The following is an 11,301-nucleotide window of genomic DNA, read 5'->3' on the forward strand; positions in this document are numbered from 1 at the left end:
GATCAGTCCTGGCCGTACCGGGGGTCGACCGTCTCCGGTGAGAGCCCCAGCAGCTCCGCGACCTGCTCCACCACGATCTCGTGCACCAGCAGAGCCTTCTCGTCCCGCGTCTTGGTACGGATCTCCACCGGCCGCCGGAAGACCACGATCCGGGCCGGCCGCCCCTCGCGCGACTCGTGGAGGGCGCCCAGCGGCACGGCCTCGTCGTTCCAGCCGCTCTCCGGGCCGCCCGGCGGACCCGGGACGTCACCGATCAGGAACTCCACGTCGGCCAGCTGCGGGAACCGCCGCTCCAGCCGCTCCACGGAATCCCGTACGAGGTCCCCGAACAGCTCCGACCGGCTCGCCGACAGCGGCACCTGCGGCGGGGCCAGCGGCCCGCGCATCCCGCGTCCGTGCCGGTCCCGCCGGCGCTGGCGCGGTTCGGCGGGGTCGCCGGCCGGGGTTCCGGCGGGCGGCTCGGCGGGTCGGGGAGGCAGGGAGCTGTCCGTCACCCCCGCAGGGTAGCCCTCACCCGGAGCGCCCACCCGGCCCCGGCACGCGCCGCCGACCACGACACGGGGGAGTGAGGGGCGGGGGAGTCGTCGCGGCCCGGTCAAGAGTGCGGTACCGTCCAACGTCGTGAGCCTTGTACGTCGTTGTTCGCGCACCGCGTGCGGCCGCCCTGCCGTCGCGACACTGACGTACGTCTACGCCGATTCGACCGCAGTCCTCGGCCCGCTCGCCACCTACGCCGAACCCCACTGCTACGACCTGTGCGCCGAGCACTCGGAGCGCCTGACCGCCCCGCGCGGCTGGGACGTGGTCCGGTTGTCCGACGGCTCCGCGCCGTCCCGCCCGAGCGGCGACGACCTCGAAGCCCTCGCCAACGCCGTCCGCGAGGCCGCCCGTCCGCCCGAGCGCGCCGCCGAGGCGGGGAGATCCGGTCAACGTGGACCGGGCACCGGCGAAACCCGGCGCGGACACCTGCGCGTCTTGCGGTCGCCGGATTCCTGACACCCCGGCGGTCTGAAAAGCGGTTCCCCGTTCAGGGTAGGTTTGCCCGAACCGCACGGAACCTTCAGGAGGGCAGGCAGTGGCCGCAGATCTTTCGAACATCGTCAAGGCGTACGACGTACGGGGCGTCGTACCGGACGAGTGGGACGAGTCCCTGGCCGAACTGTTCGGCGCGGCCTTCGTCGAGGTCACCAGCGCCGCGGCGATCGTCGTCGGCCACGACATGCGCCCCTCCTCCCCCGGCCTGTCCGCCGCCTTCGCGCGCGGCGCGGCCGCCCGCGGCGTGGACGTCACCCTCATCGGCCTGTGCTCCACCGACCAGCTGTACTACGCCTCCGGGTCCCTCGACCTGCCCGGCGCGATGTTCACCGCCTCGCACAACCCGGCCCAGTACAACGGCATCAAGCTGTGCCGCGCCGGCGCGGCACCCGTCGGCCAGGACACCGGCCTGACGCAGATCCGCGAGCTGGTCGAGAAGTGGATCGACGCGGGCGCCCCGGCCGTCCCCGCCGGCACCGCCGCGGGCACGATCACCGAGCAGGACACCCTCGCCGGCTACGCCGCGCACCTCAAGGGCCTCGTCGACCTGACCTCCGTCCGGCCGCTCAAGGTCGTCGTCGACGCGGGCAACGGCATGGGCGGCCACACCGTCCCCACCGTCTTCGAGGGCCTCCCGCTGGACCTCGTCCCCATGTACTTCGAGCTGGACGGGACCTTCCCCAACCACGAGGCCAACCCCCTCGACCCGAAGAACATCGTCGACCTCCAGGCCCGCGTGCTCTCCGAGGGCGCCGACCTCGGCATCGCCTTCGACGGCGACGCCGACCGCTGCTTCATCGTCGACGAGCGCGGCGAGGGCGTCTCCCCGTCCGCGATCACCGCCCTGGTCGCGGCCCGCGAGCTGGCCCGCAACGGCGGCTCCGGCACCGTGATCCACAACCTGATCACCTCCTGGTCCGTCCCGGAGGTCGTCAAGGAGCACGGCGGCAACCCCGTCCGCACCCGCGTCGGCCACTCCTTCATCAAGGAGGAGATGGCCAGGACCGGCGCCATCTTCGGCGGCGAGCACTCGGCGCACTACTACTTCAAGGACTTCTGGAACGCGGACACCGGCATGCTCGCCGCGCTCCACGTCCTCGCGGCCCTCGGCGGCCAGGACGGCCCGCTCTCCGCGCTGGTCTCCTCCTACGACCGCTACGCGGGCTCCGGCGAGATCAACTCCACCGTCGCCGACCAGGCGGCCCGCCTCGCCGCCGTCAAGGAGACCTACGGCGCCCGCGAGGGCGTCGAGCTCGACGAGCTGGACGGACTGACCGCGACCGCCGCCGACTGGTGGTTCAACGTCCGCGCCTCCAACACCGAGCCGCTGCTGCGCCTGAACGTGGAGGCCCGCGACGCCGCCACCCTCGCCACGGTCCGCGACGAAGTCCTCACCCTCATCCGCGCCTGACCCCCCGGGGGGGGGGCACCCCCCGGTGCCCCCCACCCCCACCCCGCCCACCCCCGGCCTCCCGCCCCGGACCCCTCCGGCCTCGCGGGAGCCCGCCACGCGGTGCCCCACCTCCGCCCCGCCGAGGCCCCCGGCCACCTCCAGCCCCGCCGGCGTTTGAGGCGCGGGTCCGGGCGGAGCCCGGTGCCCGGCGGAGCCGGGGTGCCCGGGGCGCCCCGGCGGAGCCGGGGTGCCCGGGGCGCGGCCCCGGGGCGACGGAGGCCGCACCGGAGGTGACTCGGCGGTACGCTGACCCCGCCCCACCCGCACCCCCGAAGGGAACCCGCCCCATGCCGCTCGAAGCCGGTCTGCTGGAGATCCTCGCCTGCCCCGCCTGCCACGCCCCCCTCCGGGACGAGTCGGCCGACGAGACGACCCCCGAGCTGCTCTGCACCGGCCAGGACTGCGGGCTCGCCTACCCGGTCCGCGACGGCATCCCGGTGCTCCTCGTGGACGAGGCCCGCCGCCCGGCCTGAGCCCCCGCGCAGCCGCACCCGCAGCCGCACCCGCACCGCCCCGCCGCGCACCCGCCGCGCCGCGCGCCCCGCGCCCCCGCACCCGCCGCCCCCGCAGGACGCGCAGGACGCGCAGACTGGTTCCGCCACACAACAGCCGGAGGCCGCCATGCTCGACGAGTCGCTCCTCGACGCACCGGACGCTCTCGCCCGCGCCGACCGCCGCGGCCTGCTCCGCGGCGCCGCCGAGGCCGGAGCCAGGGTCCGTACCGCGACCCGGCACGCGACCGAGGCGGGCCTCGCCGAACTGCGCCCCGACGGACGGCCCCGAGCCGTCCTGATCGCCGGCCCCGGCACCGCCGCCACCGGCGTCGCCGACCTCCTGGGCGCCCTCGCCGGAGCCTCCGCACCCGTCGTACGGCTGCACCCCACCGGCGTCGCGCACGCCGCCGGCGCCCTGCGCTGGGTCCTGCCCGGCTGGGTCGGCCCCGTCGACCTGCTGCTCCTCGCCACGACCGACGGCACCGAGCCCGCCCTCGCGGTCCTCGCCGAACAGGCCTACCGGCGCGGCTGCACCGTCGTCGCCGTCGCCCCCGAACGCTCACCGCTGAGCGAGGCGGTGGACGGCGCGCACGGTCTCCTCGTACCGATGGCCAAGGCCCCGTACCAGGAGTACGACGAGTCCGCCGCGGCCGGACCCGGCGCCCTGTGGGCCCTGCTGACGCCGCTGCTGGTGCTCCTCGACCGGGTCGGCCTCACCACCGCCGCCCCCGGCACGCTCCAGCTCGTCGCCGACCGGCTCGACCGCACCGCCGAGCGCTGCGGGCCCGCCGTCGCCACCTACTCCAACCCGGCCAAGACCCTCGCCTCCGAGCTGGCCGACTCCGTCCCGCTGATCTGGAGCGAGGGCACCGGAGCCGCCCCCGCCGGACGCCGCTTCGCCGCCACCCTCGCCGAGCTCGCCGGCCGCCCCGCACTGGCGGCCGCGCTCCCCGAGGCCCTCCCCGCCCACGGCGTCCTGCTCGCCGGCTCCTTCGCCGCCGGCGCCGACCCCGAGGACTTCTTCCGCGACCGGGTCGAAGAGCCCCAGGCCCTGCGCGCCCGCGTCGTCCTGCTGCGCGACCGGCCGGCCGGCGGCCTCACCGCGGCCCCGGCCGCCCGCGAACTCGCCCTGAGCCACGACACGCCCATCAGCGAGCTCGAACCCGAGGAGGGCAGCGAACTGGAGCAGCTCGCCGAGCTCCTCGCCGTCACGGACTTCGCCACCGCCTACCTGGCGCTGGCTTCCGGGGGACACAGCTGAGGCGTACGCGCGCCCCGCTCTATCCAGGAAGACGCCGATGGACCGCCTCACCAACACGATCCGCCCCTACGCCTGGGGATCCACCACCGCACTCCCCGAACTCCTCGGCGTCGCACCGACCGGCGAACCCCAGGCGGAACTGTGGATGGGCGCCCACCCCGGCGCGCCCTCGCGCATCGACCGGGGCAGCGGCCCACGCGCCCTCTCCGACGTCATCGCCGCCGACCCCGAGGGCGAACTGGGCGCCGCCGCCGTCGCCAGGTTCGGCCCCCGGCTGCCCTTCCTCCTCAAGGTCCTCGCCGCCGGCGCCCCCCTCTCCCTCCAGGTCCACCCCGACCTCACCCGGGCCCGGGAGGGCTACGAGGACGAGGAGCGGCGCGGGGTCCCCGTCGACGCCGACCACCGCAACTACAAGGACCCCAACCACAAGCCCGAGATGATCTGCGCCCTCACCGCCTTCGACGGGCTGTGCGGCTTCCGCACCCCGCACGAGGCCGCGGCGCTGTTCGAAGGCCTGGGCGTCGACTCCCTCAAGCCGTACGCCGACCTGCTGCGCGCCCACCCCGAGGACGCCGCGCTGCGCGAGGTGCTGACCGCCGTACTGACGGCGGACCGCACGCGGATGGCCCGTACGGTGACCGAGGCGGCGGCCGCCGCCGAGCGCCTCGGCGGCCCGTACGCGCCGTACGCCACGCTGGTGCACCACCACCCCGGGGACCCGGGCGTCATCGCGGCCATGCTGCTCAACCACGTCCGACTCCAGCCCGGGGAGGCGATGTTCCTCGGCGCCGGCGTCCCGCACGCCTACCTCCGGGGCCTCGGCGTCGAACTGCTCGCCAACTCCGACAACGTGCTGCGCGCCGGACTCACCCCCAAGCACGTGGACGTGCCGGAGCTGCTGAGAATCGTCGCCTTCGACTCGGGAGACCCGCGGATCCTGCGCCCCGAGGGCGACGGCGAGGAGGTCTACGACACCCCCATCGACGAGTTCCGGCTCTCCCGCCACCTCCTCGCACCGGGCGGGGCGGTCCGCACGCTCCCCGGAGGGACCCCGCAGATCCTGCTCTGCACGGCGGGGCAGTGCACCGCGCGGTCGGACCGGTCGGGCGAACTGGGCCTCTCCCCGGGCGAGTCGGTCTTCGTCCCGGCGGGCGAGAAGGTCGAACTGTACGGAAACGGCACCGTTTTCCGGGCCACCGTGCTGGTGTGACGTGGCGCCGAGCGGGCAACTGCAACAATGTGCCGCCGGTAGACCAGACCCCAGGAAGGACACCCTGCACCCATGAGCGCGTCGGGCGGAACCAAGGCGATCGTGGCGGCACTCGTCGCCAACCTCGCCATCGCTGTAGCCAAGTTCGTGGCATTCCTCTTCAGCGGCTCCTCGTCGATGCTCGCGGAGAGCGTCCACTCACTGGCGGACTCCGGTAACCAGGGCCTGCTGCTCCTCGGCGGCAAGAAGGCCAAGCGCGAGGCCACGCCGCAACACCCCTTCGGGTACGGGCGCGAGCGCTACATCTACGCGTTCCTCGTCTCCATCGTGCTCTTCACCGTCGGTGGCATGTTCGCCATCTACGAGGGCATCGAGAAGATCAACCACCCGCACCCGATCGAGGCCTGGTACTGGCCCGTCGGCGTCCTCGTCTTCGCGATCATCGCGGAGTCCTTCTCCTTCCGCACCGCGATCCACGAGTCGAACGCGGTCCGCGGCAAGCAGACCTGGACGCAGTTCGTCCGCCGGGCCAAGGCCCCCGAGCTGCCGGTGGTCCTCCTCGAAGACCTCGGCGCGCTCGTCGGCCTCGTCCTGGCCCTCGGCGGCGTCGGCCTCGCCCTGCTGACCGGCGACGGAGTCTGGGACGGCATCGGCACCCTGTGCATCGGCGTCCTGCTGATCGGCATCGCCATCGTCCTGGCCGCGGAGACCAAGTCGCTGCTCCTCGGTGAGGCCGCCGGGACCGAAGAGGTCGAGAAGATCCAGGCCGCGCTCGTCGACGGGGACGTCGTCACCGGCATCATCCACATGCGGACCCTGCACCTGGGCCCCGAGGAGCTGCTCGTCGCCGCCAAGATCGCGGTCCAGGGCAACGACACCGCGACGCAGGTCGCGCAGGCCATCGACGCCGCCGAGGCCCGCATCCGGGAGGCCGTCCCGATCGCCCGGGTGATCTACCTGGAGCCGGACATCTACAACGCCGCCGCCGCGGCCACCGGCACCAACCCCGGCAAGTCCCCGGCCGGCCCGGCTCTCTGACCCGGTCGGACCCGTACGCGCACGACCCCGGGCTGTGGACAACACCCCGGCCCACTGGGGCCCGGCCGCCCTTCGGTGTAGATTCGTCACCAGTGTCAGGCGTCGCTGCTGATGGCGGTCGGGCGGTCCTCGTGACCGGCCGAGGGGAGAGAGGGCCCCCGACGGACTGTGCTCAGTGCGCGGCCCGCCGCGTACGGCTCAGCCGTACCCACCCTCTCGAACCATGAGGAGCAGCACCCATGGACTTCAAGGTCGCAGACCTTTCCCTTGCCGCTTTCGGCCGCAAGGAGATCACCCTGGCCGAGCACGAGATGCCGGGTCTGATGTCGATCCGCGCCGAGTACGCGGCCGCCCAGCCCCTGGCCGGCGCCCGCATCACCGGCTCCCTGCACATGACCGTGCAGACCGCCGTCCTCATCGAGACCCTCGTCGCCCTCGGCGCCGACGTCCGCTGGGCGTCCTGCAACATCTTCTCCACCCAGGACCACGCGGCCGCCGCGATCGCGGTCGGCCCGAACGGCACCCCGGAGAACCCGCAGGGCATCCCCGTCTTCGCCTGGAAGGGCGAGACGCTGGAAGAGTACTGGTGGTGCACCGAGCAGGCGCTGACCTGGCCGAACACCCCCACCGGCGGCCCGAACATGATCCTCGACGACGGTGGCGACGCCACCCTCCTCGTCCACAAGGGCGTCGAGTTCGAGAAGGCCGGCTCGGCCCCGGACCCCTCCACCGCGGACTCCGAGGAGTACGCGTACATCCTCACCCTCCTCAACCGCACCCTCGGCGAGAACCCGCAGAAGTGGACGCAGCTGGCGTCCGAGATCCGCGGCGTGACCGAGGAGACCACCACCGGCGTCCACCGCCTCTACGAGATGATGGCCGAGGGCACCCTGCTCTTCCCGGCGATCAACGTGAACGACGCCGTCACCAAGTCGAAGTTCGACAACAAGTACGGCTGCCGCCACTCCCTGATCGACGGCATCAACCGCGCCACCGACGTCCTCATCGGCGGCAAGGTCGCGGTCGTCTGCGGCTACGGCGACGTGGGCAAGGGCTGCGCCGAGTCCCTCCGCGGCCAGGGCGCCCGCGTCATCGTCACCGAGATCGACCCCATCTGCGCCCTCCAGGCGGCCATGGACGGCTACCAGGTCGCCACGCTCGACGACGTCGTCGAGACCGCCGACATCTTCATCACCACCACCGGCAACAAGGACATCATCATGGCCGCCGACATGGCCAAGATGAAGCACCAGGCCATCGTGGGCAACATCGGCCACTTCGACAACGAGATCGACATGGCCGGCCTGGCCAAGATCGACGGCATCGTCAAGGACGAGGTCAAGCCCCAGGTCCACACCTGGAAGTTCCCCGACGGCAAGGTCCTGATCGTCCTCTCCGAGGGCCGCCTGCTGAACCTCGGCAACGCGACCGGCCACCCGTCCTTCGTCATGTCGAACTCCTTCGCGGACCAGACCCTGGCCCAGATCGAGCTCTTCACGAAGCCGGCCGAGTACCCGACCGACGTCTACGTGCTCCCCAAGCACCTCGACGAGAAGGTCGCCCGCCTCCACCTCGACGCCCTCGGCGTCAGGCTCACCACCCTGCGCCCCGAGCAGGCCGAGTACATCGGCGTCAAGGTCGAGGGCCCGTACAAGCCGGACCACTACCGCTACTGATCCGCCCGCTCCGTCCGCGGATCCGCACCACGTGAGGCAGGCCCCCGGCACCCGCCGGGGGCCTGCCCCGTACGGACGCCCGACCCCCTGATCCCGCCCCAGGAAGTACGCCATGCCGCGCGGCCGCTACTCGCTCCACGACCCGCACGACCACACGCCGCTGGGGGAGGAGCACTTCCACTGCGCGCCCGGTCCGTCCGGCTGGCGCTACGTCTCCCAGCTGACCCGCCCGAACGGCGACCACCGGGGCTCCGTCGACCTCGCCCTCGACGAACTGGGCCGCCCCATCCGCCTCGAAGCCAACATGTCGGGATGGCAGGTGCGCGGCGCGGCCGTCGACGGCGTCACCTGGGTCCGTACCGACCCCGCCGGCGCCGAGGCCACCGAGGGCAACATCCGGGCGCCCGGCTTCACCGGCACCTCCCCGGCGTTCCTCGTCGCCACATCCCGCCTGCTGCGCCTGACCCCAGGGGCGCCCGCCACCCGGGTCCGGCTCCTGGCCCTCACCGACCCGGTCCTGGCCCCCCGTACGGTCGACCAGGCCTGGGCCCTCCACGCGCGCGTGGAGCACCCCACCGACAGCGGACCGCTCCTGGTGGACGAGTACCGGGTCACGGCCCTGGACACCGGCGAGGTCCACACCGTCCACATCGCCGGGGACGTGGTCCTCTCCGCCCCCGGCATCGAGCTCGAACACCTGGAGACCCCGCCCTCGTCCTTCGCGGACCGCCGCGATCCGGAAGGCACCGCCTAAGCGGGAGGCGCGAACCCGCCCGCCCGCGGAGCCTGCGCGGGCGCCGCCGGGGCCACGGGACCCGGGGCCCCAGGCGCGGGCGCCGCGTACGGGGCCGCGTACGGCGCCACGACCGGGGCCGCGTACGGTACGGGCCCGGCCGGCGGCACCGGCCCGGTTGGAGCACCCGGCACCGGGGCGTGACCGGCGGCGTACCGCGCGCCGCCGAAGGCCCGCGCGGCGTCCCGCGACTGCCGCTCGTGCACCACGGCCATCAGGAAGGCCGCCGCCGGAATCCCCGTCGGCGCGGGCGCGCCCGTCCGCGCGACCACGTCGTCCGCGAGCCGCGCCGCCATCGCGGCGCCCACCCGCGGCTCCAGCTGCTCCATGCGCGTCAAGTACTGCCGGATCGCCAACCACAGCCCGTCCGGCACCCCCGACAGGTCCAGCCCCCCGAACCGCCCGGCCAGCCACGGCGGCGGCGCGGGCACCGGCACGACCCGCGCACCCGGCACCCGCTCCCGGACCACCAGGGTCCCCGCGAACACATCCCCGAGCCGCCGCCCCCGCGCGGAGACCAGCGAGGCGATGCACGCCACGGACCCGAAGGTCATCAGCAGCTCCACGACCCCCATGGCCCCGCGCACCAGCGCGTGCCGGAAGCGGACCGGTCCGCCGTCGTCCCGCACCACCCGCAGCCCGCAGGCCAACTTGCCGAGCGAGCGCCCGTGCGTGAGCGTCTCGACCGCGATCGGTACGCCGACCAGCACCAGCAGGAAGTTCGCCACGGCCACCGCCGCCTGCGCGGCGTCGTCCATCGAGGACACCGCCACGGCCAGGCCGATCGTCGTGATCACGTACCCGGTGACGTACACCGCCAGGTCGAGGACGATCGCCAGCGCCCGGCTGGGCAGCCGCGCGGGCCGCAACCCCAGGACAACCGCGTCCCCCGTCACCAGATCGCTCACCACAGCACCTTTCACGTGACCTGCCCCGCCCCTGTGGCATCCAGTCTGCCAAGCTGACCACATTAGGAGTAGGCAGCAGGGGACCTGGGGCAGGGGAGCGGCAACCGGATGGATCTCGACGTCTTCGTGACGGCACACCGCGCGGAATGGGACCGCCTGGAGCAGCTCCTCGGCCGGGGCCGCAAACTCACCGGCACGCAGGCCGACGAACTCGTCGCGCTCTACCAGCGCACCGCCACCCACCTCTCGCTCGTCCAGTCCAGCGCACCCGACCCGATGCTCACGGGCCGGCTGACCCAGCTCGTCGCCCGCGCCCGCGCCACGGTGACCGGTACCCGCCGCGCCGGATGGCGCGACGCGGCCCGCTTCCTCACGGCCGGCTTCCCGGCCGCGGTCTACCGCAGCCGGCGCTGGTGGATCCCGACCGCCCTGCTCTCCACGGCGCTCGGCGTGCTCATCGGCTGGTGGATCGCCACCCACCCCGAGGTCCAGGGCGCCATCGCGGCCCCGGAGGAGTTGAAGGCCCTCACGCAGCCGGGCGGCGAGTACGAGACGTACTACTCCAGCCACCCTGCGGCGTCCTTCGCGGCCCAGGTCTGGACGAACAACGCCCAAGCCGCCGCGATCTGCCTGGTGCTGGGCGCGTTCCTGGGCATCCCCGTGCTCTGGATCCTCTTCCTGAACATGGCCAACCTCGGCGTCGGCATCGGTCTGATGGCCTCCGCCGGCCGGCTGGACGTGTTCCTCGGCCTGATCCTCCCGCACGGCCTGCTCGAACTGACGGCGGTCTTCGTCGCCGCGGGCACCGGCCTGCGCCTGGGCTGGACGGTCGTCGACCCGGGCCCCCGCACCCGCCGCACAGCCCTCGCGGAGCAGGGCCGCGCGGCCCTGGGCATGGCCATCGGGCTCGCGCTGGTCCTGTTCGTCTCGGGCCTCATCGAAGGGTTCGTCACCCCGTCCGGCCTTCCCACCTGGGCCCGCATCACCATCGGCGTCGCCGCCGAGGCGGCCTTCCTGCTCTACGTCTTCGTACTGGGCCGCCGGGCCTCCCTCGCAGGTGAGGCGGGCGATGTGGAAGCCGCCGACCAGACGGCGACACTGCCTACCGCGGCCTGATGTGCGTAAGCGTCCGCGGAGCTGCTAGTCTCCTCGTCTGTCCCGCAAACGCCGTTGACACGGAGCGCGCGGGGAGGTAGATTCGAACGGTTGCCTCGAACTGGACAAGTTCGGCAGCGATGGTTTAGCATCTTCACTCGCCCCCAGAAGGAATTGAATTCCCGTGGGGCACAGCCGTCTCTTCAATCGGAAATGCGAAGCCGGGAAATCCGGTGGAAAACTTCTGATAGAGTCGGACTCGCCGGAAAGGGAAACGCGAAAGCGGAAACCTGGAAAGCGAAACCCGCTTCGACCGGGAATCGGACACGAAAGAGTCT

11 protein-coding genes are annotated in these 11,301 nt (G+C 73.2%); 9 read left to right on the top strand and 2 right to left on the bottom strand.

The genetic code is table 11. The annotated features are described in order from the left end of the window. Window positions 1-2: 2 nt before the first annotated feature. Window positions 3-494 (bottom strand): metallopeptidase family protein, encoded by a 492-nt coding sequence (locus tag ACFWUQ_RS20805; protein WP_384539947.1) that lies wholly within the window; start codon window positions 492-494, stop codon window positions 3-5. A 127-nt stretch (window positions 495-621) separates the two neighbouring features. On the opposite strand from ACFWUQ_RS20805, the gene ACFWUQ_RS20810 reads away from it, so the two are divergent. The 8 genes from ACFWUQ_RS20810 (at window position 622) to ACFWUQ_RS20845 (ending at window position 8,921) form a co-directional block, all read left to right on the top strand. Then, window positions 622-996: a DUF3499 domain-containing protein gene (locus ACFWUQ_RS20810; RefSeq protein ID WP_384539950.1), complete on the top strand. Its 375-nt coding sequence runs from the start codon at window positions 622-624 to the stop codon at window positions 994-996. Window positions 997-1,075: 79 nt separating this feature from the next. Continuing rightward, window positions 1,076-2,446 carry a phosphomannomutase/phosphoglucomutase gene (locus tag ACFWUQ_RS20815; RefSeq protein ID WP_384539952.1) on the top strand — a complete coding sequence of 457 codons (1,371 nt, stop codon included), beginning with the start codon at window positions 1,076-1,078 and terminating at the stop codon, window positions 2,444-2,446. A gap of 329 nt (window positions 2,447-2,775) precedes the next feature. Further along, complete coding sequence (locus ACFWUQ_RS20820) at window positions 2,776-2,961, top strand: Trm112 family protein (RefSeq protein ID WP_384539954.1); 186 nt, start codon at window positions 2,776-2,778, stop codon at window positions 2,959-2,961. Window positions 2,962-3,109: 148 nt separating this feature from the next. Continuing rightward, a complete protein-coding gene (locus tag ACFWUQ_RS20825; protein ID WP_384539957.1) occupies window positions 3,110-4,243 on the top strand; it encodes an SIS domain-containing protein in 1,134 nt (377 codons plus the stop codon). 37 nt (window positions 4,244-4,280) lie between these two features. Further along, on the top strand, window positions 4,281-5,453 hold the full coding sequence (gene manA / locus ACFWUQ_RS20830; RefSeq protein ID WP_384539960.1) for a mannose-6-phosphate isomerase, class I: 1,173 nt from the start codon (window positions 4,281-4,283) through the stop codon (window positions 5,451-5,453). Window positions 5,454-5,525: 72 nt separating this feature from the next. Further along, window positions 5,526-6,491: a cation diffusion facilitator family transporter gene (locus ACFWUQ_RS20835; RefSeq protein WP_384539962.1), complete on the top strand. Its 966-nt coding sequence runs from the start codon at window positions 5,526-5,528 to the stop codon at window positions 6,489-6,491. A gap of 239 nt (window positions 6,492-6,730) precedes the next feature. Continuing rightward, window positions 6,731-8,167 carry an adenosylhomocysteinase gene (ahcY, locus tag ACFWUQ_RS20840; protein WP_384539965.1) on the top strand — a complete coding sequence of 479 codons (1,437 nt, stop codon included), beginning with the start codon at window positions 6,731-6,733 and terminating at the stop codon, window positions 8,165-8,167. 112 nt (window positions 8,168-8,279) lie between these two features. Further along, on the top strand, window positions 8,280-8,921 hold the full coding sequence (locus ACFWUQ_RS20845) for a hypothetical protein (RefSeq protein WP_384539968.1): 642 nt from the start codon (window positions 8,280-8,282) through the stop codon (window positions 8,919-8,921). On the opposite strand, the gene ACFWUQ_RS20850 is transcribed toward ACFWUQ_RS20845, so the two are convergent. Then, window positions 8,918-9,868: an RDD family protein gene (locus ACFWUQ_RS20850; RefSeq protein ID WP_384539970.1), complete on the bottom strand. Its 951-nt coding sequence runs from the start codon at window positions 9,866-9,868 to the stop codon at window positions 8,918-8,920. The genes ACFWUQ_RS20845 and ACFWUQ_RS20850 overlap by 4 nt on opposite strands. 108 nt (window positions 9,869-9,976) lie before the next feature. On the opposite strand from ACFWUQ_RS20850, the gene ACFWUQ_RS20855 reads away from it, so the two are divergent. Beyond that, entirely contained in the window at window positions 9,977-10,984 is a 1,008-nt protein-coding gene (locus ACFWUQ_RS20855; protein ID WP_384539973.1) for a stage II sporulation protein M, read from the top strand. Window positions 10,985-11,301 lie beyond the last annotated feature (317 nt).

This window comes from Streptomyces sp. NPDC058662 (genome assembly GCF_042716255.1).
Taxonomy (GTDB): Bacteria; Actinomycetota; Actinomycetes; order Streptomycetales; family Streptomycetaceae; genus Streptomyces.

Excerpts from the sequence above, each read along its gene's own strand:
- ACFWUQ_RS20820 (WP_384539954.1), top strand. The coding sequence starts at position 2,776 with ATGCCGCTCGAAGCCGGTCTGCTGGAGATCCTCGCCTGCCCCGCCTGC.
- ACFWUQ_RS20855 (WP_384539973.1), top strand. The coding sequence starts at position 9,977 with ATGGATCTCGACGTCTTCGTGACGGCACACCGCGCGGAATGGGACCGC.
- manA (WP_384539960.1), top strand. The coding sequence starts at position 4,281 with ATGGACCGCCTCACCAACACGATCCGCCCCTACGCCTGGGGATCCACC.
- ACFWUQ_RS20825 (WP_384539957.1), top strand. The coding sequence starts at position 3,110 with ATGCTCGACGAGTCGCTCCTCGACGCACCGGACGCTCTCGCCCGCGCC.
- ACFWUQ_RS20845 (WP_384539968.1), top strand. The coding sequence starts at position 8,280 with ATGCCGCGCGGCCGCTACTCGCTCCACGACCCGCACGACCACACGCCG.
- ACFWUQ_RS20835 (WP_384539962.1), top strand. The coding sequence starts at position 5,526 with ATGAGCGCGTCGGGCGGAACCAAGGCGATCGTGGCGGCACTCGTCGCC.
- ahcY (WP_384539965.1), top strand. The coding sequence starts at position 6,731 with ATGGACTTCAAGGTCGCAGACCTTTCCCTTGCCGCTTTCGGCCGCAAG.